The 24,929-nt window shown below is 69.6% G+C and carries 19 protein-coding genes, 1 tRNA gene and 1 other RNA gene; 5 read left to right on the forward strand and 16 right to left on the reverse strand.

Translation table 11 applies throughout. The features are described from left to right. Nucleotides 1-34 precede the first annotated feature (34 nt). The 4 genes from BFN01_RS09455 (at nucleotide 35) to BFN01_RS09470 (ending at nucleotide 4,603) form a co-directional block, all read left to right on the forward strand. Entirely contained in the window at nucleotides 35-2,632 is a 2,598-nt protein-coding gene (locus BFN01_RS09455; RefSeq protein ID WP_071643748.1) for a transglycosylase domain-containing protein, read from the forward strand. After that, nucleotides 2,629-3,564, forward strand: coding sequence for a metallophosphoesterase (locus tag BFN01_RS09460; protein WP_071643750.1), 936 nt, complete (start codon nucleotides 2,629-2,631; stop codon nucleotides 3,562-3,564). Before BFN01_RS09455 ends, BFN01_RS09460 begins: the two co-directional genes overlap by 4 nt. Before the next feature lie 68 nt (nucleotides 3,565-3,632). Continuing rightward, nucleotides 3,633-3,706: transfer RNA gene (locus BFN01_RS09465), tRNA-Pro, on the forward strand. Between the two features lie 123 nt (nucleotides 3,707-3,829). Further along, nucleotides 3,830-4,603, forward strand: coding sequence for an HAD-IIB family hydrolase (locus BFN01_RS09470; RefSeq protein WP_071643864.1), 774 nt, complete (start codon nucleotides 3,830-3,832; stop codon nucleotides 4,601-4,603). 9 nt (nucleotides 4,604-4,612) lie between these two features. On the opposite strand, the gene BFN01_RS09475 is transcribed toward BFN01_RS09470, so the two are convergent. From BFN01_RS09475 to ffs, 16 genes are all read right to left on the reverse strand, one after another. Continuing rightward, entirely contained in the window at nucleotides 4,613-5,869 is a 1,257-nt protein-coding gene (locus BFN01_RS09475) for an alpha-hydroxy acid oxidase (RefSeq protein WP_071643752.1), read from the reverse strand. Nucleotides 5,870-5,895: 26 nt separating this feature from the next. Next, nucleotides 5,896-6,606, reverse strand: a complete 711-nt coding sequence (locus BFN01_RS09480) for a FadR/GntR family transcriptional regulator (RefSeq protein ID WP_071643754.1) — start codon at nucleotides 6,604-6,606, stop codon at nucleotides 5,896-5,898. Between the two features lie 58 nt (nucleotides 6,607-6,664). After that, a complete protein-coding gene (locus tag BFN01_RS09485; RefSeq protein WP_071643756.1) occupies nucleotides 6,665-7,285 on the reverse strand; it encodes a thymidine kinase in 621 nt (206 codons plus the stop codon). A gap of 10 nt (nucleotides 7,286-7,295) precedes the next feature. After that, nucleotides 7,296-8,768 carry a malate:quinone oxidoreductase gene (locus tag BFN01_RS09490; RefSeq protein ID WP_071643758.1) on the reverse strand — a complete coding sequence of 491 codons (1,473 nt, stop codon included), beginning with the start codon at nucleotides 8,766-8,768 and terminating at the stop codon, nucleotides 7,296-7,298. A 73-nt stretch (nucleotides 8,769-8,841) separates the two neighbouring features. Beyond that, complete coding sequence (locus BFN01_RS09495) at nucleotides 8,842-9,915, reverse strand: aspartate-semialdehyde dehydrogenase (protein ID WP_071643760.1); 1,074 nt, start codon at nucleotides 9,913-9,915, stop codon at nucleotides 8,842-8,844. A gap of 135 nt (nucleotides 9,916-10,050) precedes the next feature. After that, nucleotides 10,051-11,337 (reverse strand): aspartate kinase, encoded by a 1,287-nt coding sequence (locus BFN01_RS09500; protein WP_071643866.1) that lies wholly within the window; start codon nucleotides 11,335-11,337, stop codon nucleotides 10,051-10,053. Nucleotides 11,338-11,440: 103 nt separating this feature from the next. Further along, on the reverse strand, nucleotides 11,441-12,433 hold the full coding sequence (locus tag BFN01_RS09505) for a DMT family transporter (RefSeq protein WP_071643762.1): 993 nt from the start codon (nucleotides 12,431-12,433) through the stop codon (nucleotides 11,441-11,443). After that, entirely contained in the window at nucleotides 12,430-13,023 is a 594-nt protein-coding gene (gene recR, locus BFN01_RS09510; protein WP_071643765.1) for a recombination mediator RecR, read from the reverse strand. The genes BFN01_RS09505 and recR overlap by 4 nt, the downstream gene beginning before the upstream one ends. Then, a complete protein-coding gene (locus BFN01_RS09515; RefSeq protein ID WP_071643767.1) occupies nucleotides 13,023-15,650 on the reverse strand; it encodes a DNA polymerase III subunit gamma and tau in 2,628 nt (875 codons plus the stop codon). The genes recR and BFN01_RS09515 overlap by 1 nt, the downstream gene beginning before the upstream one ends. 53 nt (nucleotides 15,651-15,703) lie before the next feature. After that, complete coding sequence (locus BFN01_RS09520) at nucleotides 15,704-18,196, reverse strand: glycoside hydrolase family 65 protein (protein ID WP_071643769.1); 2,493 nt, start codon at nucleotides 18,194-18,196, stop codon at nucleotides 15,704-15,706. A gap of 27 nt (nucleotides 18,197-18,223) precedes the next feature. After that, entirely contained in the window at nucleotides 18,224-18,964 is a 741-nt protein-coding gene (locus BFN01_RS09525) for an HAD family phosphatase (protein WP_071643771.1), read from the reverse strand. A gap of 65 nt (nucleotides 18,965-19,029) precedes the next feature. Continuing rightward, complete coding sequence (locus BFN01_RS09530) at nucleotides 19,030-20,253, reverse strand: acetate/propionate family kinase (RefSeq protein WP_071643773.1); 1,224 nt, start codon at nucleotides 20,251-20,253, stop codon at nucleotides 19,030-19,032. Then, nucleotides 20,250-22,355: a phosphate acetyltransferase gene (gene pta / locus BFN01_RS09535; protein ID WP_071643775.1), complete on the reverse strand. Its 2,106-nt coding sequence runs from the start codon at nucleotides 22,353-22,355 to the stop codon at nucleotides 20,250-20,252. Before pta ends, BFN01_RS09530 begins: the two co-directional genes overlap by 4 nt. Nucleotides 22,356-22,411: 56 nt before the next feature. Continuing rightward, nucleotides 22,412-22,960: a hypothetical protein gene (locus BFN01_RS09540; protein WP_071643871.1), complete on the reverse strand. Its 549-nt coding sequence runs from the start codon at nucleotides 22,958-22,960 to the stop codon at nucleotides 22,412-22,414. Between the two features lie 74 nt (nucleotides 22,961-23,034). Continuing rightward, entirely contained in the window at nucleotides 23,035-23,652 is a 618-nt protein-coding gene (locus BFN01_RS09545; protein WP_256221103.1) for a rhomboid family intramembrane serine protease, read from the reverse strand. A 72-nt stretch (nucleotides 23,653-23,724) separates the two neighbouring features. Further along, nucleotides 23,725-23,820: signal recognition particle sRNA small type (gene ffs, locus BFN01_RS09550), an RNA gene on the reverse strand. Nucleotides 23,821-23,951: 131 nt separating this feature from the next. Here ffs and BFN01_RS09555 point away from each other — a divergent pair. Then, a complete protein-coding gene (locus tag BFN01_RS09555; RefSeq protein WP_071643777.1) occupies nucleotides 23,952-24,926 on the forward strand; it encodes a MoxR family ATPase in 975 nt (324 codons plus the stop codon). The last annotated feature ends 3 nt before the right edge of the window (nucleotides 24,927-24,929 follow it).

Genomic DNA, 24,929 nt, shown 5'->3' on the forward strand with positions numbered 1-24,929 from the left:
GCTCTTATTCAGGGAATTCCCTTAACATCAGCGTATGCCTCAAACGAAACGCACGCTGTCTGGTGTGCTCGTCGGTCTGCTCGGCCTGGTGGGCCTGAGCGCGGTCGCCGGGGTTCTGGTCACCGCAGCCGTCACTCCCGCCATCGCCGTCGCCGGAGTGACGGGTTCGCAGGCGCTGACGATCTTCGACAACCTGCCGAACAGCCTCACCCCCAACCCGCCCATGGAGCCGACGGAGTTCTACGGAACCGGCGAAGACGGCAAGCCGTTCCTGCTGGCGAAGTTCTTCGACCAGAACCGGGTGCCGGTGACGTTCGAGCAGGTCTCGCCGCTGCTGTACGACGCGATCCTCTCGAGTGAGGACAAGAACTTCTACGAGCACGGCGGCGTCAATCTCCTGCAGACCATGAAGGCCGCGGTCGAGAACTTCACGGGCTCGTCCTCTCGTGGCGCGTCCACGATCACGCAGCAGTATGTCAAGAACGCGCTGATCCAGGAGTGCGAGCAGGGAGTCTCTCCGAACGACGAGGACTACGACGTCAAGATCCAGCAGTGCTTCGAGGGTGCAGCGCAGTCGAAGGGCGCGGAGGGCATCGAGCGCAAACTGCAGGAGATGCGCTACGCGGTGCAGATCGAGAAGGACTACTCCAAGAACGAGATCCTGCTCGGCTACCTCAACGTGTCGAACTTCGGCGGCACCACCTACGGCATCGAGGCCGCAGCCAACCGCTACTTCGGCACCAGCGCCGCCAAGGTGACGCTCGTGCAGGCCGCGACGCTGGCGGGCATGGTTCAGGAACCCAATCTGCTGCGCATCGACCGGCCGGAGGAAGGCACGTGGACCGACAAGGACGGCGTCGCGCACAACACCGCCGCCGACGGATATGCCACCACGAAGGATCGCCGTGACTACGTTCTCGGTCAGATGCTGAAGAACGGGCAGATCACCAAGGAGCAGCACGACGCCGCCGTGGAGGCGCCGATCGAGCCGAATCTGACGCAGACCACGCAGGGCTGTGGGGCGGCAGGCACCAACGCCTACTTCTGCCAGTACGTGAAGTCGGTGGTCGAGACGGACGAAGCGTTCGGCGCGACGCCGGAGAAGCGGCTGGAGAACATGCGCCGCGGCGGCATGAAGATCTACACCTCGCTCGACATGCGGGTGCAGGGTCCTGCCGTGCAGTCGCTGCGCGATCGTGTGCCGCCCTCGATGCCCGGCATCCTCGTCGGCGGTGCCGGTGTCTCGATCGAGGCGTCCACGGGCCGGATCCTCTCGATCGCGCAGAACACCGACTTCAGCGAGTCGGCGAACGCGAGCCTGGCGAACGGGCAGTCGTCGCAGGTTTTCGCCGCGGACAAGAAGCACAACGGCTCGACGAACGGGTTCGAGACCGGGTCGACATGGAAGCTGTTCACGCTCCTGCAGTGGTTGGAAGAGGGACATTCGGTCAACGAGGTGCTCGACGGCCGCTACCCCGTCGTAGGCCAGTTCTCGCAGTGCGGCGGCACGTACACCCTGACCCGTGACAAGTCGTCCAAGAACTTCGGAAACGGAAGCGGTTCGGTCAGCAGCGTGCGTCGGTTCACCGCCGCGTCGCTGAACAGCGGCTTCCTCGCGATGGCGAAGCAGCTGGATCTGTGTGACATCAACAAGATGGCCAAGCGTCTCGGTGTCCACTACGGCAACATGGGGGACGTCACCACGGACGGTGAGGCTCCCAACGACCCGTTCGGCACTGTGCTCGGCTCGAAGTCTGTGGCCCCGATCCAGATGGCGGGCGCTTATGCCACGGTCGCCAACAAGGGCATCTTCTGCGAACCTCGCGTCATCGACAAGATCATCGGACAGGACGGCGATGAGATCCCGGTTCCGAAGACGAGCTGCACGCAGGTGATCACACCCGAGGTCGCCGCCACCGCCGCCTACGCACTGCGCGGGGTCATGGAGGGCGGCACGGGCACAGGCGCGAATCCGTACGACGGCATTCCGGTCATCGGCAAGACAGGCACAGCTGAGACGTCGCACACGATGCTCGTGGAGTCGAGCACCAAGGTGACGACGGCGGTCTGGGTCGGGAACGTCGACGGTCGCAAGGACTTGAGAGATTTCTGGGCGAACGGGACACGTCTCAACGACATTCGCTATCCGCTGGCGAGGGACATCCAGCGGGCCGCGAACGCCGTCTACGGTGGGGACCGGTTCCCCGAACCGGATTCCAACCTCACGCGTCGCGTGATGAAGGATCTCCCCGACGTGGTCGGCAAGACGATCGACGAGGCCACGCGGATCCTCGATTCGGCCGGGTTCTCCGTGCAGGTCGGCGATGCTGTCGACAGCACCCTGCCCAAGGGCACGGTGGCGGAGCAGAATCCCGGCGCCGGGCGAGTGGCCGGCGGGGCGACCATCACGCTGCGTCCGAGTTCGGGGACGTCACCCGACGCGGGTGAGACAGTGCCGAAGGTCACCAAGATGAAGTACAACCAGGCCAAGGCTGCGCTGGAGGACGCCGGTTTCCGCGTCTCGGGCGAGGGATGCAAGAACGGGTCGACCGTGACCGGCCAGGACCCCGCTGCCGACGCCACCGCAGCTGAAGGCAGCGCGGTGACGCTCACCTGTGCGAGCGACGGGTGACCCGTCGGGTCGCCGCGCACCCGGCCCTCATCGCGCTCGGCGCGGTGGGGGCCGTCGGCGTCGGCGCTGCGGTCTGGGGAGTCGGCATCGAACGCTACCTGTTCACGGTGCGCGAGACCACCGCCGCCGCTCTGGTTCCGGGCAGCGCGCCGGTGCGCGTGCTGCACATCTCCGACGCGCACATGGCGCCGTGGCAGCGGCGCAAGCAGCAGTGGCTCGCATCGCTCGTCGAGCTCGAACCCGACCTGATCGTGAACACGGGCGACAACCTCGGGCATCGGGAGGGCCTCGCCGGAATCCGTCGGGCACTCGCCCCGTTCGCGGGCATCCCCGGCGTCTTCGTGCACGGGTCGAACGACGTGCACGCGCCCGCGCCACGCAATCCGCTCAACTACTTCCGCGGCCCCTCCCTCGAGCACGGCGAACCTGAGCTGCTCGATACCGCCGCGATGGACGCGTTCTTCACCGACGAGCTCGGGTGGGTCGATCTGAACAACACGGCCGCGCGGATGGACGTCGGCGGCAACAGCATCGATTTCGTCGGCGTCGACGATCCGCACCGCGGCTGGGACGACTTCGACGCGCTCACCTCCGCGATCGCATCGCTCGATGCGCCCCCCGCCGGCGGTTCTCGCATCGCCGTGGCCCACGCGCCGTACCGGCGTGTGCTGGACTCGTTCGTCGCTCTGGATGCGGACGCGCTCTTCGCCGGACACACCCACGGCGGACAGGTGTGCCTCCCCGGCTTCGGCGCGCTGGTCGCCAACTGCGACATCCCACTGAAGCAGGCGAAGGGTCTGAGCAGCTGGTCGCACCGTGGCCGCTCGGTGCCGCTGAACGTCTCGGCCGGCTGCGGTCATTCGATCCACGCGCCGATCCGGTTCGCCTGTCGCCCGGAGGCGACGCTGCTGACACTGACCGCGCGATCCTGACGCGCCCGGACGCGGCGCGCGATTCGTGCTCGCGCCGCGCGCCATGTAGACTTGAACGGTTGCAATCACGGGGTGTGGCGCAGCTTGGTAGCGCGCTTCGTTCGGGACGAAGAGGCCGCAGGTTCAAATCCTGTCACCCCGACAGCATGCAGAAAGGGATCCGCCGGAGGCGGGTCCCTTTCTGCATTGCCCACGATGTCCGTGGATGCGCGGGACAGCAGAATCCGCGCATCGCCCGCCGTCAACCCCAATAGGCTGGATCATGATGACGCACCCCCGCCTGGTCGCATTCGACCTCGATGACACGCTCGCCCCGTCGAAGGGTGAGATCGACGACCGCATCGCGGATCTGCTCCGCGAGCTGCTGCGGCGGGTGGAGGTCGCGATCATCTCCGGCGGCAACGAGCAGCAGTTCCGCACGCAGGTCATCGGCCGCCTCGACGGCCTGACTGCCGACGAGAGCTCTCGGCTGCACCTGCTGCCCACCTGCGGCACCCGCTACCTCCGCCACGACGGCACCGCGTTCGCCACCGTGTACGCGCACGACCTGAGCGAGGACGAGAAGACGGCCGCGCTCACGGCGCTGCGGGAAGAGGCCGAGCGGCTGGGCCTGTGGGAGGCGGAGCCGTGGGGCGACATCCTCGAGGACCGCGGCTCGCAGATCACCTTCTCCGCACTCGGTCAGCGCGCCCCGCGAGACGCCAAGCACGCCTGGGACCCCACCGGAGAGCGTCGAGCCGCGTTGCGCGACGCCGTCGCTCCACGGCTTGCGGGCCTCGAGGTGCGGTCGGGAGGGTCGACGTCGATCGACATCACTCGCGCCGGCATCGACAAGGCGTACGGCATGCAGAAGCTCGTCGAGCACACCGGCATCCGTCTCGACGAGATGCTCTTCTACGGCGACCGGCTCGACGAGGGCGGCAACGACTATCCGGTGCAGGCCATCGGCGTGCGCTCGATCGCCGTCGACGGCTGGCAGGACACCGCCGACAAGCTGGATGCCCTGATCGCCGCCCTTCCCTCCCCCGCCGCGCGCTGAGCGCAGGCGTCAGCGCGGGATCGGCGCGAGCCGCGCCAGCTGGGTGACGTGCTTGGCCTCGAGTTCGGCCAGGGTCGAGACGCCCAGCAGCCGCATGGTGCGCTCGATCTCGCCGCGCAGGATCTCGATGGTGCGGTCGACGCCTGCTCGCCCGCCCGCCATCAGTCCGTACAGGTATGCGCGACCGATGAGGGTGAAATCCGCGCCGAGCGCGACGGAGGCCACGATGTCCGCGCCGTTCATGATCCCGGTGTCGATCATGACCGTGAAGTCGTCGCCGACGGCCTTGCGGACGTCGGGCAGCAGGTGGAACGGGATGGGTGCCCGGTCGAGCTGACGGCCCCCGTGGTTCGACAGCACGATGCCGTCGACGCCGGCGTCGCGCAGACGCAGAGAGTCCCCGACGTTCTGCACGCCCTTGATCACGATCTTGCCCGGCCACAGGTCGCGGATCACGGCGAGATCGTCATAGCTGATGGTGGGGTCCATGGCCGCGTCCAGCAGCTCGCCGACGGTTCCGCCGGTGCTGCTCAGTGAGGCGAACTCCAGTTTCGGGGTGGTGAGGAAATCGAACCACCACCAGGGCCGCGGGATGGCATTGATGATCGTGCCGAGCGTGAGCTGCGGGGGGATGCTGAACCCGTTGCGCTTGTCGCGCAGCCGCGCGCCCGCGACGGGCGTGTCGACGGTGAAGTGCAGGGTGTCGAATCCGGCGGCGGCGGCGCGGCGCGTGAGCTCGTAGGAGATCTCGCGATCGCGCATGACGTACAGCTGGAACCAGTTTCGGCCGGGAACGGACCCCTGCGGCTCCCGACGTGTGACGTCACGCACGCCTTCGATGGACGTGGTGCCGAGGGTGGACAGGGTGAAGGGGATGCCGGCGGCGGCGGCCGCTCCGGCGCCGGCGACCTCGCCCTCGGTCTGCATCAGGCGGGTGAAACCGGTGGGCGCGATACCGAAGGGCAGCGCGGACGGTGCGCCGAGGATGTCCACCGTGGTGTCGACATCCGGAGCAGGCTTGAGGATGCCCGGGTGGAACTCGACGTCCTGGAAAGCCTGGCGCGCCCGCGAGAGCGACAGCTCCCCTTCGGCACCACCGTCGGTGTAGTCGAAGGCGGCCTTGGGCGTCCGGCGCTTGGCGATGGTGCGCAGGTCGTCGATGGTGAGCGCCGCGTTCAGGCGGCGCTTGCGGCCGTCGAATTCGGGCTTCTTGAACTGCATGAGCTCGAGCAGCTCGGCGGGCTTGGGCAGCTGGCGGGTGACCATCGGCGGGTTCCTCTCGGGTGGGCGGGTCAATGGGCGCCGGGCAGCAGCCCGGCGGCGGCGGAATAGCCGGTGATATGGGCGTGGACGAGAGCGCGTGCGTCGTCGCCTCGAGCGACGGCGTCGACGATGGCGTGATGTTCGGCGCGCAGACGCGCCGCCATGGCATCCCAATCGCCGATCCGCTCTGCGCCGGCGAGGACGTACGACTCGATGGCGGTGCGCAGGCCCGCCATCATGGCGGCGAGCACGGTGTTACCGGATGCGTGGGCGAGAGCGACGTGCAGTTCGGCGTCGAGCGCGAGGAACTCGCGCGGGGTGAGGTCGGAATCCATCGCCTGCAGGGTGGCGCGCACGGCCGACAAATCGCGCTCCGGGGCGGCGCTCAGGCGTGTGACCACCGCGTCTTCGAGCGCGAGGCGGGTGTCCAGCACGTCGCCGAGAGGGAATCCCTGGGCGGCGATCTGCAGCCGCAGCAGGGTGGACATGCCGCCGGACGGGACGGCGGTGACGATCGCCCCCGCCTGCGGCCCGGAGCCCGTGGCGGTGCGGATCAAGCCCATCACCTCGAGCACACGCAGCGCCTCGCGCACACTCGAGCGACTCACGCCGAGGTCGGCCGCGAGGTCGCGCTCCGACGGCAGCCGCTCCCCGGGCTTCACCTCGCCATCGAGCAGGCTGGCCTCGATGCGCTCGAGCACCGTGCGCCAGGCTCGCTGCGTCGCGCTCAGCTCCGGCATCCGTCCTCCTGTGGTCAGACCACAGGCTACCCGGTGTGGTCAGACCACGCAAACGACCTCAGTCGAGCATGCCGCCGGACTCGTCCAGGTAGCAGTTGCCGCACAGCGACTCGTAGGTGACCTCGGCACCGTCGATGGCGACCTGGTCACCCGAGAAGACGAAACGGCCGTCAACCATCCGGCCGTTGAAGACCGCCTTCCGGCCGCACCGGCAGATGGTCTTGAGCTCCTCGAGCGAGTGGGCGACCGCCAGCAGACGCGCTGAGCCGGGGAACGCATGCGTGCGGAAGTCGTTGCGGATGCCGTACGCCATCACCGGGATGCCGTCGAGCACAGCGATGCGGAACAGGTCGTCGATCTGATCCGTCGTCAGGAACTGCGCCTCATCGACCAGCAGGCACGCGACGTCGTGCGGCTCGGCGGACTGCAGCCCCGCACCGCGCACACGCTCGCGTTCTCCGGTGAACAGCGCACGGGCTTCGTCGTGCGGCCCGATGAGGAAGTCCACCTCGCGCGTCATGCCGAGCCTGCTCTCGATCTGCGACGCGCCCTTCGTGTCGATCTGCGGTTTGGCCAGCAGCACGCGCTGCCCGCGCTCCTCGTAGTTGTAGGCGGCTTGCAGCAGGGCGGTCGACTTGCCGGAGTTCATCGCGCCGTAGCGGAAGTACAGCTTCGCCACGGTCGCGCGATCAGGCCGTGAGCGACAGGACGGACGCGGTCTCGCTCATCGACTTCTCGGCGGCCGCCGCATCGTCGTTGAGTCGACGTCCCATCGTCGGGATGAGGCCCTTGAGCTTCGGCTCCCAGCCGGCGTAGTGCTCGGGGAAGCAGCGCTTGAGGAGGCCGAGCATGATCGGCACCGCGGTCGAGGCACCCGGCGAGGCGCCGAGCAGCCCGGCGATCGTGCCGTCCTCGGCCGCGACGACCTCGGTTCCGAACTGAAGGATGCCGCCCTTCTCGGGGTCCTTCTTCATCACCTGCGCGCGCTGACCCGCCTGGATCAGCTCCCAGTCCTCATCGCGCGCGGTGGGGACGAACGTGCGCAGGTTGTCGACCTTCTTGCCGTGGCTCTTCACCAGCTCGCTGATCAGGTAGGTGATGAGATCCGGGTTCGCGAACGCGACGCGCAGCATCGGCCACAGGTTGTGCGGGCGCACCTGAGTGATGATGTCCAGCATCGAGCCGTGCTTGAGGAACTTGGGGCTGAACGTCGCGAACGGGCCGAACATCAACGACTTCTCGCCGTCGACGACGCGGGTGTCCAGGTGCGGCACAGACATCGGCGGCGCACCGATCGCAGCCTGCGAGTACACCTTGGCCTGGTGCTGCGCGACGAGCTTCGGGTCGGTCGTCTTCAGCCACTGGCCCCCGATCGGGAAGACGCCGTAACCCTCGATCTCGGGGATGCCGCTCTTCTGCAGGAGTTTGAGGGCCCAGCCCCCCGCGCCGACGAAGACGAACCGTGCCTTCACCTCGCCGGGGGTGCGACCGATGACGTGGCGGTACTTGACGAGCCAGCTGCCGTCGTCCTGACGCTTGAGGTTGCGCACCTCGTGGTCGGTGCGCACCTGCACCCCGGACTCGGCGAGGTGGTCGAAGAGCTGGTGCGTCAGGGAGCCGAAGTCGACGTCGGTGCCGGACGGCACCCTGGTCGCAGCGAACGGCTCGCCCTTGCGGCGCTTCTGCATGAGCAGCGGTGCCCACCTGTTGATGACGCGCGAGTCCTCGCTGTACTCGATGCCCTCGAACAGCGGCTGATCCTTGAGCACCTCGTAGCGGGCCTTGAGGAACGCCACATCCTTCTCGCCGCGCACGAACGTCATGTGCGGCACGGAGTTGATGAACGTCGACGGACCGTCGAGGATGCCGCGCCCGACGAGCGTCGACCAGAACTCGCGGCTCTGCTGGAACTGCTCGTTGATCGAGATCGCCTTGGCGGGGTCGAGCGAGCCGTCCTTGCCCTGCGGCATGTAGTTCAGCTCGCACAGCGCGGCGTGACCGGTGCCGGCGTTGTTCCACGGGTTGGAGCTCTCTTCGGCGACGTCGCCGAGTCGCTCGTAGGCGACGATCTTCCAGTCCGGCTGCAGCTCGTGCAGCAGGGTACCCAGCGTGGCGGACATGATGCCCCCACCGATCAGAACGACATCGACGGTTTCGGTCACCAGAACAGTCTAGTCATCCGGAACAGCGCGGATTTCCGCCGGACCGGGGCGCCCAGCACCCCGGCCGGGCGGCTCAGAGCGCGGCGGGCGCGAGGCGCGCGGCGAGCTCCTCGGCGATCTGCACGGCGTTGAGCGCCGCGCCCTTGCGCAGGTTGTCGTTGCTGATGAAGAGCACCAGTCCCCTGCCCTCGGGGGCGGACTGGTCGGCGCGGATGCGGCCGACGAAGCTCGGGTCCTTGCCCGCCGCCTGCAGCGGGGTCGGCACCTCGTCGAGCACCACACCGGGGGCGGATGCCAGCACCTCGCGCGCACGATCGGGGGTGATGTCCCGCGCGAACTCGGCGTGGATCGACAGCGAATGTCCGGTGAAGACGGGAACCCGAACGCAGGTGCCTGCGACGCGCAGGTCGGGAAGACCCAGGATCTTGCGGCTCTCGTTGCGGAGCTTCTTCTCCTCGTCGGTCTCGTTGTCGCCGTCGTCGACGATGGAGCCGGCGAGCGGGATGACATCGAAAGCGATCGGCGCGACATACTTCTCCGGGGCCGGGAAGTCCACCGCGGATCCGTCGTGCACGAGGCGCAGCGTGTCGCCCTGGGCGAGCACGCCCTCGACCTGGCCGAGCAGCTCCTCCGCACCGGCGATACCCGAGCCGGACACCGCCTGGTAGGTGCTGACGATGAGACGTTCGAGGCCCGCCTCGGCGTGCAGCGCCTTCAGCACGGGCATGGCAGCCATGGTGGTGCAGTTCGGGTTGGCGATGATGCCCTTGGGCCGCTCGTCGATGGCATCCGGGTTCACCTCGCTCACCACCAGCGGAACCTCCGGGTCCATCCGCCAGGCGCTGGAGTTGTCGACGACGACGGCGCCCGCCGCGGCGAACGTCGCCGCGTAGGCGCGGCTGGCCGTCGCACCTGCGGAGAACAGCGCGATGTCGATGCCCGAGGCATCCGCGGTCTCGACGTCCTCGACGATCACGTCGACACCGCCGAAGTCGATGGTGGTGCCCGCGGAGCGGGCGGAGGCGAACAGCCGCAGCTCGCGCACCGGGAACGAGCGCTCGATGAGGATGTCGCGCATCACGGTGCCGACCTGGCCGGTCGCGCCGACGATGGCGATCGAGAGTCCGGAATCGGAGATACGGGTCATGGGGGATCCTTGGCGTGCAGGCGATGCGCCAGGCTCAGCCCCAGGGTGCGGACGCTGCGCCTGGCACCGATGTCAGGGTTGCGGTGAGTCTATCGGGTCGCCGACGGCTGCGGGTCCGGCATTTCAGAGGCGCGGTCAGCGGCCGGTGCCGGCGTGCACGACCGCCTCGATCTCGCTGTCGAGGCCGTAGGCGCTGTGCACGGTGCGCGCGGCCTCGGCGAGGTCGTCGCCGCGGAGCACGACCGAGATGCGGATCTCGGAGGTGGAGATCATCTCGATGTTGATGCCGCCGGCGCTGAGCGCCTCGAAGAGGATCTCCGAGACGCCGGAGTGCGTGCGCATCCCGGCGCCCACGACCGACAGCTTGCCGATCTGGTCGTCGTGCAGCAGGCTCTCGAAGCCGACCTCGCTCTGCTCAGCGGCGAGCGCCTTGAGCGTCGTCGGGGCATCGGCCTTGGGCAGCGTGAAGGAGATGTCGGTGCGGCCGGTGGATGCCGCAGAGACGTTCTGCACGATCATGTCGACGTTCGCGCCGGCCTTCGAGACGATCTTGAAGATCTCGGCGGCCTTGCCCGGCACATCGGGCACACCGGCGACGGTGATCTTTGCCTGGCTGAGGTCGGTGGCGACTCCGGCGACGATCGGTTCTTCCATGGCTTCTCCCTCGGTGGCGCGCGGGTTCTTCATGCCCGCGCCCAGAACGTACGTGCCCTCGGCCGACGAGAAGGTCGAGCGGGCGTGGATGAGCACACCGTGACGGCGGGCGTATTCGACGGCGCGGATGTAGAGCACCTTGGCGCCGTTGGCGGCGAGCTCGAGCATCTCCTCGCTGGAGACCTGCTCGAGCTTGCGGGCCCGCGGGATCACGCGCGGGTCAGCGGTGTAGATGCCGTCGACGTCGCTGTAGATCTCGCAGACATCGGCGTTCAGGGCGGCGGCGAGGGCGACGGCGGTGGTGTCGGAGCCGCCACGTCCCAGCGTCGTGATGTCGCGGGTGTCGCGATTGAACCCCTGGAAGCCGGCCACGATGACGATCGCGCCCTCATCGAGCGCCTCCCGCAGGCGCACCGGGGTGACATCCACGATGCGTGCCTTGCCGTGATGCGAGTCGGTGATCATGCCGGCCTGGCTGCCGGTGAACGACCGTGCCTCGAAGCCCATCGAGTGGATCGCCATGGCGAGCAGCGCCATCGAGATGCGCTCACCGCTCGACAGCAGCATGTCCAGTTCGCGCGGGGCGGGGATCGGCGCCACCTCGTGCGCGAGGTCGAGCATCTCGTCGGTCGTGTCGCCCATCGCGCTGACGGCGACGACGACGTCGTGACCGGCACGACGGGTGTCGACGATGCGCTTGGCGACGCGCTTGATGCTCTCCGCGTCGGCGACGGACGAACCGCCGTACTTCTGCACGATCAGGGCCACGATCACTCCCGGGGACGAAGGGCGGATCCGCCCAGGCTCATTCTACAAATCACGCCCATGCCGCCTCACGCATGTGACGCCTGGCCGGTCCGGGCCGGCACCGTCACCGCCGGTCGTCGGAATCGGGCCGGGTCTCGGACACGATGGCCTCGGCCGTCTCGGCCGTGGTGATCGGCCCCGTGGTGAGGTCCGGCGCCGAGGCCCGCGGCCGGAGCCGCCCGCCTGTCGCGGCGAACCAGCATCCGATCAGCACGATGGGGAACCCGATCAGCAGGCCGGGTGTGAGCGGCTCGGCCAGCACGATGGCGCCCAGCACGACCGCGACGATCGGGTTGACGTAGGTGAACAGCGGGGCCCGCACCGGGCCGACCTCGCGGATCAGCGCGAAGAACGCGACGAACGCGAGGGCGGTGCAGACGATCCCGAGCAGCAGCAGCGACACTGTTGAGCGGATGGTCGGCACGTCGTGCTGGGTGAGCAGCGCCGCCGGCAGGTACCCGATTCCGATGGCGAACAGCGCGAGCGTGATCGTGCCGAGCGACGGCACGTCCTTCAGCTTGAGGGCGATGATGAAGGGCGCGATCGCATACAGCACCGCGGTCAGCAGGACCTCGCCGATCGCGAACGCGCTGCTCGGACCGTGCGGGAACAGGCCGGGCCCGGCGACGACGACGGCGACGCCGGCGAAGCCGAGCAGCAGACCCCCGAGCCTGACCGGAGCCAGTGCTGAGCGGTCTCCGCGCAGCAGCGCGATGATCACGGCGAACAGCGGCACGGTCGACACGAGCAGCCCGGTGAGACCCGACGGCAGCTGCGTCTCGGCGTGGCTGAGCAGCAGGAACGGCCCTGCCATCTCGACCAGGCCGAACGCCAGCACCCAGGGCCAGTGCTTCCACGCCGCGGCGAGCGCGCCGGCGCGCAGCGCGAAGGGCAGCAGGATCAGACCACCGAGCAGAGTGCGCCCGGCGACCACGGCCGGCGGTGAGAACGAGTGCACCGCCTCCTTGATGAACAGGTAGGTGATGCCCCACACGAACGCCATGATCGCGAACAGGATCCACCCTCTGCGGGTGAATCCCGCGTGGTGAGCGCTCATAGGCGGCGACGGCCCTCGAAGGCCCGTCCCAGCGTCACCTCGTCCGCGTACTCGAGGTCTCCTCCGACAGGCAGCCCGGATGCCAGTCGCGACACGGTGATCGACATGCTGGTCAGCAGGCGGCTGAGGTAGCTGGCTGTCGCCTCCCCCTCGAGGTTGGGGTTCGTGGCGAGGATGACCTCCTGCACCGTGCCGTCGGCGAGGCGGGTCATCAGCTGCGCGATCCGCAGGTCGTCGGGACCGACGCCGGCGATCGGGCTGATCGCGCCACCGAGCACGTGGTACAGACCACGGAACTCGCGGGTGCGTTCGATCGCCGCCACATCCTTGGCATCCTCGACGACGCAGATCAGCTCAGGGTTGCGGCGGGGGTCGCGGCAGATCGCGCAGCGATCCTGCTCGGACACGTTGCCGCACACCTCGCAGAAGCGCACCCGCGCCCGCACCTCGGTGAGCAGCTCGGAGAGCCGAGCGACGTCGAACGACGGCGTCTGCAGGATGTGGAAGGCGATGCGCTGCGCGGACTTCGGCCCGATGCCGGGCAGACGGCCGAATTCGTCGATGAGCTCCTGAACGATTCCGTCGTACATCAGTTGAACCTCGAGGGGGGCTGGTAGGGCTCTTCACGCAGGAACTTCGCACCGAGCACCTGCCGGATCACGGCCTCACCGCGGCGCTCGACGCCATCCGGCGCCTGGGGTCGACTCGGCGGCTGCGGCACCTCTCGGAGCGACGGGCGCGCGGACGCCTGTGGTGGCGTGGCCACGGAGTCCCGTGCCGGGGCGGCCTCGACCGGGCCGCCACCCTGGCGACGGGGCTCGTCGTACTCCGGGTCGTACGGCGGCTCGTCGTCATACGGCGGATAGTCATCCGGCGGCGGAGGCGCGTCGATGTCTCCATCGTGCGGTGGCGCGGAGGCCGAGGCTGCGGCCTCGACCTCGGCCGGCTCGTCGTCGACGGGGAACTGCGGCTGCGCGGCGGGCGATGCCGCCACGGGGACGGCGGGCGCCGCGACGAGCGGGGCCGCGTGGTCCGGGGCGGAGAACGGGTCCGGTGCTGGTGACGGGACCGGTGCCGGGACCGGGACCGGGGCCGATGACGGGATCGGCGCGACAGCCCAGTCGGTGACCGCGGCCGCGGCGGAGCGGGTCCCCCCGGATGCTGCTCCCCCGGAGCCCGCTCGCGGCTTCGCCGCGGCACCGCCACCCGCATCGCGCAGATCCTGCGGACCGCTCATCGGGTTCGCCCAGCCGGCTGCGGGAGCGTCATCCCCTGCCGCCGCGGCATGTGCCGCGGTCGCACCGGGTCGTGATCCGGTGGGCGAGGATCCGGTGGGAGCGGGGTCGGTCGACGCCGCGCCGGGGCCCGAACCGGTGGGAGCGGGGCCCGCGGGCGCCGCGGCTCCACCACCGCCGGGCGGCAGGGGCGCCGGGCGGTACTTCACGGTCACGCCCAGTTCCTGCTCGATCGCCGTGCGCAGGTGATCCGATGTGCTCTTGCCTGGCGTGGTGCCCTTGAACCGCGGCACATCGCTCGGACTCGAGAAACCGAGGGTGAGCACCCCGGAGGCCGCGTCGAACGCGAGCGGCTGGATGCCGGTGACGACCAGCCAGGAGGTGCGGCTGATGCTCTCCAGGCGGGCGAGCACCGCGGGCCATGCCGCGGCGATGCGCTCGAAGGTGACGGGTCCACTCGATGCGGGAGCGACGGCCCCGGCATCGGCCGGGGTGGACGCGGCTGCTTCCTGGGCGTCGGCGGATGCGCTCTCCGCGGTCGACGCGGCGGTATCGGGTGCCGGGGCCTCGACCGCGCGAGCGAGCGGCGAAACCGCAGCGGAGTCGTCGGCGGAGGGCGCGTCCGCAGACGGCACGGCACCCTTCATCGTCGCCGCGACGGGGCCCGACGCGGTGAGGTTCTCGACGATCACCGGGGAGACCGCGGGCGCGTCCGCAGGGGCGGGGGGCGCCGCAGCGGCAGCATCGCCCGCAGCAGAGCTCGATCCCGCGGGCGACGCGGCACGGGCTGGCGCGTGCGCAGCAGCAGCAGCAGGCGAGGCCGTTGCGGCAGGAGCCGGGGTCGCCGCAGCGGGAGCCGGGGCAGGTGCGGCGGCATCCCTCGGCGATCCCGCGAGCACACGCGCGACCATCAGCTCGAGGTGCAGCCGCGGCGACGTCGCCCCGCTCATGTCGTCGAGCGCCTGGCTCACCAGGTCGGCGGTGCGGGAGAGGCGCGCCGCGCCGAAACCGGCGGCCTGCGCCTGCATGCGCTCCATCTCGTCGGCGGGGATGCCGCGCAGCACCGCCGACGCACCGTCGCCCACCGCCTCAATCACGATGAGGTCGCGCAGACGCTCGAGCAGGTCGTCGACGAAGCGCCGCGGGTCCTGCCCGGTCTGCACGACGCGGTCCACGGCGGGGAAGGCCGCCGCGGCGTCTCCGGCGGCGAGCGCGTCGACGATCTCGTCGAGAAGTGCGGCATGCGTGTAGCCGAGCAGCGCGACGGCCCGCTCGTAGGTCACGTTGCCCTCATCCGATCCTGCGATCAGCTGATCGAGCAGCGACAGCGTGTCGCGCGGCGATCCCCCGCCGGCGCGCACGACGAGCGCGAGCACTCCCTGCTCGACCTGCACGCCCTCCTCACCGCAGAGCTTCTCGACGTACTCGAGCATCGCCGCGGGCGGCACCAGCCGGAACGGATAGTGGTGCGTGCGCGAGCGGATCGTGCCGAGCACCTTCTCGGGCTCGGTGGTCGCGAAGATGAACTTCACGTGCGCCGGCGGCTCCTCGACCAGCTTCAGCAGGGCGTTGAATCCCTGCGGAGTGACCATGTGCGCCTCGTCGAGGATGAAGATCTTGAACCGGTCACGGCTGGGCGCGAAGGTCGCCCGCTCGCGCAGGTCGCGCGCGTCGTCGACGCCGTTGTGGCTGGCGGCGTCGATCTCGACCACATCGAGTGAGCCGCCCCCTGCCCGGGACAGCTCGACGCAGCTGGGACAGACGCCGCACGGCGTGTCGGTCGGCCCCTCGGTGCAGTTCAGACAGCGCGCGAGGATTCGGGCCGAGGTGGTCTTGCCGCAGCCGCGCGGGCCGGAGAAGAGGTAGGCATGGCCGACACGATCGCCGCGCAGGGCGGTCATGAGCGGATCGGTCACCTGGGACTGCCCGATCATCTCGCCGAAGGTCTCGGGCCGGTAGCGGCGGTACAGGGCTGTCGTCACCCGTCCAGCCTACGGCGTGCCGCCGACATCAGCCCGCCCGTCGTGGGCGGCCGTCAGGCCTCGTAGACGTCGATGATCGGGATCGTCGTCGTCGTCACCGGAAGCGAGACCGACAGGCGCGTGCCGTCGTCGCGACGGGCATCCTCGATGCCGCGCAGCGTGGGCCGTCCCGGTCGCACCGGTCCCTGACCCGCGAGCAGCACCGAGGCAGGCTCCCCCACCGCTGCACGATACGCCGTGCCGCGCACCGTGAACTCGACGGGGTCGCCTTCGCGCACCTCGAGGCGCAGCTGGCTTCGCGTGATGGTCACCTGCAGCTGCGAGCCGCGCCACTGCAGCGGATACGACAGCTCGGGCCAGTCGACGGGCAGCCGAGGATCGAAGCTCAGCTGGCCGTCATGGTCGCGCATGCCGCCGAATCCGCTGACCAGCACGCTCCACACACCGCCCGCTGACGCCACGTGCACGCCGTCCGAGGAGTTGCTGTGCAGGTCGGCCAGATCGACGTACAGGGCCTGCTCGAAGTACTCCCTGGCGAGGTCCTGGTAGCCCACCTCCGCCGCCATGATCGACTGCACGACGGCCGACAGCGTCGAGTCACCCGTCGTCAGCGGGTCGTAGTAGTCGAAGTCGGCCAGCTTCTCCTCGTCGGTGAAGTGGTTGCCCTGCAGGAACAGCGCGAGCACGACGTCGGCCTGCTTGAGCACCTGGAAGCGGTAGATCACCAGTGGGTGGTAGTTCAGCAGCAGCGGGCGCATCTCGGGCGGTGTGCCCTCGAGGTCCCACACCTCGCGCTCCAGGAAGAACGCGTCCTGCGGGTGGATGCCCAGCGCCTCGCTGTACGGGATGTGGATCGCCTCTGCGGCTCGCGTCCAGGCATCCTTCTCCCCGCCGTCGAGACCGGTGCGCTCCACGAGGGCGGAGTACGCCGCCGGATCGTTCACCTCCATCTCGCTGACGATGCGCGCCGCGAAGCGCAGGTTGTACCGCGCCATGACATTCGTGAAGAGATTGTCGTTGACGACGGTGGTGTACTCGTCGGGCCCCGTCACCCCGTGGATGTGGAACGTCGAGTCGCCGTTGGTGCCGCGCCAGAAGCCGAGCGTCGCCCACAGACGCGCGGTCTCGACCGCGATGTCGGCGCCCTCCCGGCGCAGGAAGTCGACGTCGCCGGTGGCGCGGACGTACTTGCCGAGCGCATAGCTGACGTCGGCGTTGATGTGGTACTGCGCGGTGCCGGCGGCGTAGTAGGCCGACGCCTCCTCGCCGTTGATCGTGCGCCACGGGAACAGCGCGCCCGCCTCGTTGAGCTGGGTGGCGCGTCGCCGGGCCGCCGGAAGCATCATCACCCGCGCACGCAGGGCGTTCTTGGCCCACTGCGGCGACGTGTACGTCAGGAACGGCAGCACGTAGATCTCGGTGTCCCAGAAGTAGTGACCGCTGTACCCCGAGCCCGTCAGACCCTTCGCCGCGACGCCGTTCCCGTCGGCGCGGGACGCCGCCTGCGCGAGCTGGAACAGGCACCAGCGTGTCGCCTGCTGCAGATCGTCGTGACCGGCGATCCGCACGTCGGAGCGCCGCCAGAAGGCGTCCAGCCACTCACGCTGCGCCGTGAACAGGGCATCCACGCCCTCCACCCCGACGCGGTCCAGCGAACGACGGCAGCGGTCCACGAGCTCGCGGGGCGGCACGCCGCGCGAGCTGTGGTAGCTGACGATCTTGTCGATCCTGATCGGCACCCCGGCCTTCGCCTGGATCCGGAAGACGTTCTTCGCGATGTCGGGCTCGACGAGCGTGCGAGCGCTGTACTCGTTCTCGGTCTCGATGATGTGGTCGGCGACGACGGCGACCGTCATCCCGGAGTCCGAGACGCGGTACGACAGCGCCGAGCGCAGACCGTCCTGCCAGTACTCCACCGGCTGCAGCACGCGCTCCGTGATCCGGTCGGCCTTGCGCGGGTCGAAGCCGGCCTTGCCGTCGCCCTTGCCCGCCATCGGGTCGCCCGCGTAGATGCCCGCGCCGTCCTGCCGGTTGACCATCTGGCAGCTGACCGTGACCGGCGCGTCGGCGTTCTCGACCGTGAGCTCGAGACGGAGCACGGCGAGGTGGCGCTCCTCGAAGCTGACCATCCGCTCGTCGCGCATCCGCACGCGCTTGCCCGACGGGGTCATCCACACGACGCTGCGCTCGAGCACGCCGGTGCGCATGTCCAGCGCCCGCGAGTACTCGTGCACCTCCATCTCGTCGAACGAGAGCGGCTCGTCGTCGATGTACACGCGCATGATCTTGGCGTCGGGCGCGTTCACGATCGTCTGCCCGACCTCCGCGAACCCGTACGCCTGCTCGGCGTGGCGGATCGGCCAGGTCTCATGCAGGCCGTTGATGAAGGTGCCGTGCTCGTGCGCCCCGCGCCCCTCGATGTGGTTGCCGCGCAGACCGAGGTAGCCGTTGCCGACGGTGAAGACGGTCTCGGAGACCCCCTCCTCGTCGTAACGGGACTCGACGAGGCGCCAGGGGTCGACGGGGTAGCGGTCGCGATCGATCATGCTCTCTCCGAAAGCGTGTGAGGGGGGTCAGTTCTGCGCGTCGCCGAGCAGGAAGGCAAGATCATCGACGATACAGGTCGCGCCCGCCTCACGCAGACTCGCGGCCCCCGCACCGCGATCGACTCCGACCACATCGCCGTATCCTGCCGCGGACGCCGAGGCGACACCGGACACCGCGTCCTCCACCGCGATGGCCTCAGCTGGGTCGACGCCCAGCATCCGCGCGCCCTCGAGGAACATGTCCGCTGCGGGCTTCGAGGCGAGCTCGTCGCGCTCGGCGACGAGCCCGTCGACGACGACGCGGAAGAAGTCGCGGATGCCCGCGCTCGCGAGCACCTCACCGGCGTTCTTCGAGCTCGACACGACACCCATCGGCACGCCGGCGTCGCGCAGGCTCTGCAGCAGGGCCAGGGAGCCGGGGTAAGCGGCGATGCCCTCGCTGCGCAGCACGGCGATGAACGCGTCATTCTTGCGGTTTCCGATGCCGCACACCGTCTCGGCCTCGGGCGGATCGGTGACCTCCCCCCACGGCAGCTCGACGTTGCGGCTGCGCAGCAGGCTGGCGACCCCGTCGTAGCGCTTCTTGCCGTCGACGTACGCGAAGTAGTCCTCGTCGGTGTACGGCGGCTCGATGCCCCAGCGCGCGAAGACCTCGTCGAAGACCTTCTGCCAGGCGCGCATGTGCACCTCGGCCGTGGGTGTCAGCACGCCGTCGAGATCGAAGAGCACACCGGTGGTGCGGTGCAGATCGGGGAGAGCGTCGGGCATGGAACCTCCTGGGTCGGACGGGCTCGTCCAGCCTAGTGAGACAGCGGATGCGGCGCGTGCGACCGTCAGATGGCGGACAGCGTCTGACGGGCGATCTCGAGCTCCTCGTCGGTGGGCACGACGAGGACCTCGACGGCGGAGTCGTCGGACGAGATGCGCCGGATGCCGCGCCCGCGCGATCCGTTGCGCTCCGCGTCGACCTTCACACCGAGGAAGCCGAAGGTGGCGAGTGCGTCCGCCCGCACGTCGACCGCGTTCTCGCCGACGCCGGCGGTGAAGACGATGACATCCACCCCGCCCAGCTGCGCGACGTAGGCGCCGAGGTAGGCGCGGAGCCGATGCACGTACACGTCGTACGCCAGCGTCGCCTGCTCCTCCCCCGCGGCGCGCCCGGCGAGGATGTCGCGCATGTCGCTGCGGCCCGCGAGGCCGAGCAGCCCGCTGCGCTTGTTGAGCAGCTCGTCCAGCTCGTCGGTGCTGAGCCCGGCCCGGCGGGACAGATGGAACAGCGCCGCCGGGTCGATGTCGCCGGTGCGGGTGCCCATCACCAGACCTTCGAGCGGGGTGAAGCCCATCGACGTCTCGACCGAGCGACCACCGTCGACGGCGGTCATGGATGCCCCGTTGCCAAGGTGCAGCACGATCTGGCGCAGCTGCGCGAGGTCGCGCCCCAGGAACGATGCGGCGGCCTCGGAGACGTACTTGTGGCTGGTGCCGTGGAATCCGTAGCGGCGGATGCGGTGCTCGTCTGCGGTGGCGGCATCCAGCGCGTACGTGTACGCCGCCGGCGGGAGGGTCTGGTGGAACGCCGTGTCGAACACGGCCACATGCGGCACGTCCCGGAAGGCCGCACGGGCCGCCCGGATGCCGGCCAGGTTCGCCGGGTTGTGCAGCGGGGCCAGAACGCTGAGGTCGCCGATGTTGATCTCGACCAGAGAGGTGATCACGGTCGGCTCGAAGAACCGCGCTCCGCCGTGCACCACACGGTGCCCCACGGCGACGGGCGGATGCTCGCCGAGGTCGGGTCCGTGCTCGGCGAACTGGGCGAGCATGACGGCGAACGCCTCGTGATGATCGGCGATCGGCCGCTCTTGCGAATGACGCACGTCGAGGATCGTCGGCGCCGGCTCTCCGGGCTCGGCGGTCATTCGCGCGATGTGACTGACGACGCCGGTGCCCTGTCCGATGCGCTCGATGAGGCCGCTGCCCAGCTCGAGCTCACGGGACGGATCGATCAGGCTGTACTTCAGCGACGAGGAGCCGCTGTTGATGACGAGCACGACGCTCATGCCGGTTCTCCCTGTGCCTGGATCGCTGTGATCGCGACGGTGTTGACGATGTCGTCGACCAGCGCGCCGCGCGACAGGTCGTTGATCGGCTTGTTCAGCCCCTGCAGCACCGGCCCGATCGCCACCGCGCCGGCCGAGCGCTGCACGGCCTTGTAGGTGTTGTTGCCGGTGTTGAGGTCGGGGAAGACGAACACGGTGGCTCGTCCGGCGACCTCGGATCCGGGCAGCTTGGCCTTGGCGACGGCGGCATCGGCCGCTGCGTCGTACTGGATCGGCCCTTCGACGGGCAGCAGGGGGTCGCGCTCGCGCACCAGGGCCGTGGCCGCGCGCACCTTCTCGACATCGGCTCCGGAGCCGGACTCGCCCGTGGAGTACGAGAGCATCGCGACGCGCGGGTCGATGCCGAAGCGTCGGGCGGTCGCCGCAGATGAGATGGCGATGTCGGCCAGCTGGGTGCTCGTGGGGTCGGGGATCACGGCGCAGTCGCCGTACACGAGAACCCGATCGGCGAGTGCCATCAGGAAGACGCTCGACACGACCTCGACCCCGGGCTTGGTCTTGATGATCTCGAAGGAGGGGCGGATGGTGTGCGCCGTGGTGTGCGCGGCGCCAGAGACCATCCCGTCGGCGAGCCCGAGGTGCACCATCATGGTGCCGAAGTACGACACGTCGGTGACGGTGTCGGCTGCCTGCTGCAGGGTGATGCCCTTGTGCGCGCGCAGCCGCGCGTACTCCTGCGCGAACCGCTGCACGAGCGCCGGGTCGTTCGGGCTGAGCACCTGTGCGGCGGAGATGTCGAGCCCGAGCGCCGCGGCGCGGGCGCGGATGCCCGCCTCGTCGCCGAGGATGGTGAGATCCGCCACCTCGCGGGCGAGCAGGATGGCTGCCGCCCGCAGGATCCGATCGTCCGTTCCCTCGGGGAGGACGATCCGCTTGCGCTCGCTGCGCGCCCGCTCGATCAGCCCGTACTGGAACATCAGCGGAGTGACCACCGTGGATTCGGCGAGGCCCATCTGCTCGGTCAGCTCGGAGATGTCGATGTGCTTCTGGAACAGCTCCAGCGCGGTCTGGTAGCGCTGCGCGGACTCCGGACTCATCCGGCCGCGGGAGCCCATGATGCGCACGGCGGTGTCGAAGGTGCCCAGGTCGGTCGCGATGATCGGCACGACCAGCTCGAATCCGTCGATCAGCTGCAGGATCGGCTCGGGCAGCTCGAACGGCCCGTTCAGCACGATGCCCGCCAGGTCGGGGAAGGTGCCGGATGTCGCGGCGAGCACCGTGGCGAGCAGCGTCTCGGTGCGATCAGCGGCGATCACCACGACCGAGCCCTCGGTCAGGCGGGGCAGCACGTTGACCATGGACATGCCCGCGATCACGATGCTGTACGCCTCGCGCTCGAGCAGCTCGTCGCCGCCGCGGACGAGTCGACCGTCGACGGCGCGCATGATCCCGCGCATGGAGGGGGCGACGAGCGAGCGCTCTTCCGGGATGGCCCACACCGGGGTGCGACCGTCCTCGACCAGCTCGATGATCCGACCGAGCAGGTCGGACTCGGCACGGTTGACGACGAGCGCGAAGAGCTCCGCCCGCTCGGCCGCGAGCTCGGCGATCGCGAGCGCGGCGATCTGCTGCACCTGCTCGGGGGTGCGTGCGGTGGTCGTGCCCAGCTGCTCTGCCTGGTTCTGACTGTCGCGCCCCGACAGGACGAGCATCACGGGCACACCGAGGTTGGCGGCGATCCTCGCGTTGTAGCCGAGCTCGGCAGGTCCGGCGACGTCGGTGTAGTCGCTGCCGACCACGATGACCGCGTCGCACTGCGCCTCGACAGCCTTGAAACGCGCGACGATCGTGCCGAGGGCCGCATCCGGGTCGTGGCGCACGTCGTCGTAGGTCACGCCGATGCAGTCGTCGTATTCGAGGTGCACGCCGTCGTGGGCCAGCAGCAGCTCGAGGACCGTGTCGCGTTCATCGGCGGAGCGGATGATGGGCCGGAACACGCCGACACGGGGCGAGACGCGCATCACCGCGTCGAGCACGCCGAGCGCGATCGTCGACTTGCCCGTGTGTCCTTCGGCAGACGTGATGTAGATGCTCCGTGCCACGTGCCCAGCCTAGTGACCGGCGGGAGGCGCGGCGGTGAGGGGCAGCATCCCGGGGCTCAGCCCGCCGCGCACGGCCCGGACAGGGCATCCACCACCGCGGCGGCGTCGTCCGCGAATCGGGCGTAGTGCTCGGGGTCGGAGTTGATCTGCACCCGGTTGATGGCGTGCGTCGGCTCGAGGCTCTGCCAGTCGGGCACGCGCCTGAGACGGGTGAAGAACATCGACGACGCGGAGGCCGGATCCATCCGCTCCGCGACGCTCCCCCACCAGTCCTGCTGCTGGAACAGCCCGATGCTCGAGGTGCGGCTGCCGTCGGGGTTGACCACCCCGGACGTCTCCCAGTCGCCGTGATCGAGGTTGCGCAGCGAGCTCTCTCCCATCGCCGCCATGACGCCGATGACCTGACCGTCGCGAGCGAACCCGAGCTCGCGCGCGGTGCGCACGACGATCGCCGCGTTCTCGAGCTGCTCGCCCCGCCACCCGCTCACTCCGAATGCCGGGTACGCCGCAGGATCATCGAGGCAGTAGCCCTCGGCACGCGGAGCGGTGATGAGGGCGAGAATCGCGAGAGCACCGGATGCCAGAAGCGTTACCACCGCGGTCACCGCCGCCACTCTGAGCCCGTGCCGGCGCTGTGCGCGCGCCCGAGATCGGCCCGTGCGAGATCCGCGGCGAGCGCTCACGATCCCCCGCGTGCGAGGGCGCCCCGAGCGGGACGTCGCGCGGCCAGCGCGGCGATGCCGCCGCCGATCGCCCCGAACAGATGCGCCTGCCACGACACCCCCGCCCCGGCGCCGAAGATGCCGGTGAGCACGGTCGTGCCGTACAGCACGATGACGATGACGGCGATCGCCGCGTAGGCGATGCGATGCGACACACGACCGGGCGCGAACACGCGCAGCACGGTGTAGCCGAAGTATCCGAACACGAGCACGGACGCGCCGACGGTGAGGGTTCCGGGGGCGTTCAGCAGCCAGGTTCCCGCGCCGCCCACCACGGCGATGATGCCCGTCACCGCCCAGAAGCGCTTCGCGCCTTCCACCGCCACCAGACAGCCGAGCACGAGCAGGGGCAGCGAGTTGCTGATCAGATGCGCCCAGCCGGCGTGCAGCAGCGGGCCGAGCACGAGGCCGGGAAGGCTGGCGGGGTCCCACGAGCGCAGTCCCCAGCCGGTGAACGATCCCGGCAGCACGGCGTCGAGCGGCTGGATCGCCCACATCAGGGCGAGCAGCGCCACCGGCGCGAGGAAGCGTCCTGCTGATGAGGAGCGCGGGACGGAGGCGGCGGGGGCGGTCACGGGTCGATCCTCGCAGGGCATCCGGTGAGAGAGCCGAGGGCCGCGGCGTCGCGACGCCGTCACTCGGAGAAGAGAAAAGACCCTCCGCGCACCCGACAGAGCCCGGTTGCCCTTGCTACGTTTCCGTCCTGGGGGATTGGCCTGGATGCCGTCACGCGGAGAGCCGTCGACCAGTCTACCCGAACGATGACGGACGCTCGGACAGCAGGCCGACGGCACGGCCGTGCCCTGGTCCGCGACCGCGTCGGACGGACGGCGTTACGATCATCAGACGCACCGTCGCGCACGAGAGGGCCCGCATGCACGAGAACGCACCGCTCACCGCCGAGCAGTTCAGCCTGCACACATCGGGCATCGTCGCCTCGGTCGCGTCGGTGATCGACGGCAAGGCGGATGCCGTGCGCAACGCCCTCGTCTGCCTGCTGGCCGAGGGGCACCTGCTCATCGAAGACGTTCCCGGTGTGGGCAAGACGATGCTCGCCCGCGCCCTGGCGGCGAGCGTCGACGCCACGGTGCGCCGCATCCAGTTCACCCCAGACCTGCTGCCTGGCGACGTCACCGGCGTCGCGGTGTACGACCCGGTGGAGCGGGAGTTCGAGTTCAAGCGGGGCGCGATCTTCGCGCACATCGTGATCGCCGACGAGATCAACCGCGCCTCGCCGAAGACCCAGTCGGCGCTGCTCGAGGCGATGGAGGAGCATCAGGTCACGGTCGACGGCGACACGCATCCGCTCCCCGATCCGTTCCTGGTGGTGGCGACGCAGAACCCCCTCGAGATGGAGGGCACGTATCCGCTCCCCGAGGCGCAGCGCGACCGGTTCATGATGCGCATCTCGATGGGGTATCCGGATGCCGCCGCCGAGGCGCTCATGCTCCGTCAGCGCGACACCGCCAACCCGCTCTCGGCCATCGAGCCCGTCGCGGACGCCGCGACGGTGCGCGCGCTGATCTCGTGGGCGCGTCGCGTGCACGTCGCCGCGTCGCTCGAGGAGTACGCCGTCGCGCTCGCTCAGGCCACCCGGCAGGATCCGAGTCTGCATCTCGGCGCGAGCCCGCGGGCGACCCTGCAGCTGGTGCGCGCGGCGAAGGTGGTCGCCGCGCTCGACGGCCGCGACTACGTGGTGCCCGACGACCTGGCAGACCTGGTCATCCCGGTCTTCGCGCATCGCCTGCTGGCGGCGCGCGGTGTGCACCGAGCCGGTGCACAGCCGGTCGAGGCGGCTCTGCGTCAGATCGTCGCGCGCGTGCCCGTGCCGTTCGCGGCGCGCGTCTGAGCG

Origin of the sequence: Microbacterium sp. AR7-10, from assembly GCF_001878835.1 — a bacterium.
Lineage (GTDB): Bacteria > Actinomycetota > Actinomycetes > Actinomycetales > Microbacteriaceae > Microbacterium > Microbacterium commune.

Coding starts and splice junctions, on each gene's coding strand:
- BFN01_RS09470 (WP_071643864.1), top strand. CDS start 3,830: ATGACGCACCCCCGCCTGGTCGCATTCGACCTCGATGACACGCTCGCC.
- BFN01_RS09495 (WP_071643760.1), bottom strand. CDS start 9,915: ATGACCCGTATCTCCGATTCCGGACTCTCGATCGCCATCGTCGGCGCG.
- BFN01_RS09555 (WP_071643777.1), top strand. CDS start 23,952: ATGCACGAGAACGCACCGCTCACCGCCGAGCAGTTCAGCCTGCACACA.
- BFN01_RS09530 (WP_071643773.1), bottom strand. CDS start 20,253: ATGAGCGTCGTGCTCGTCATCAACAGCGGCTCCTCGTCGCTGAAGTAC.
- BFN01_RS09475 (WP_071643752.1), bottom strand. CDS start 5,869: ATGGTCACCCGCCAGCTGCCCAAGCCCGCCGAGCTGCTCGAGCTCATG.
- BFN01_RS09525 (WP_071643771.1), bottom strand. CDS start 18,964: ATGCCCGACGCTCTCCCCGATCTGCACCGCACCACCGGTGTGCTCTTC.
- BFN01_RS09505 (WP_071643762.1), bottom strand. CDS start 12,433: ATGAGCGCTCACCACGCGGGATTCACCCGCAGAGGGTGGATCCTGTTC.
- BFN01_RS09520 (WP_071643769.1), bottom strand. CDS start 18,196: ATGATCGATCGCGACCGCTACCCCGTCGACCCCTGGCGCCTCGTCGAG.
- recR (WP_071643765.1), bottom strand. CDS start 13,023: ATGTACGACGGAATCGTTCAGGAGCTCATCGACGAATTCGGCCGTCTG.
- BFN01_RS09480 (WP_071643754.1), bottom strand. CDS start 6,606: ATGCCGGAGCTGAGCGCGACGCAGCGAGCCTGGCGCACGGTGCTCGAG.
- BFN01_RS09455 (WP_071643748.1), top strand. CDS start 35: ATGCCTCAAACGAAACGCACGCTGTCTGGTGTGCTCGTCGGTCTGCTC.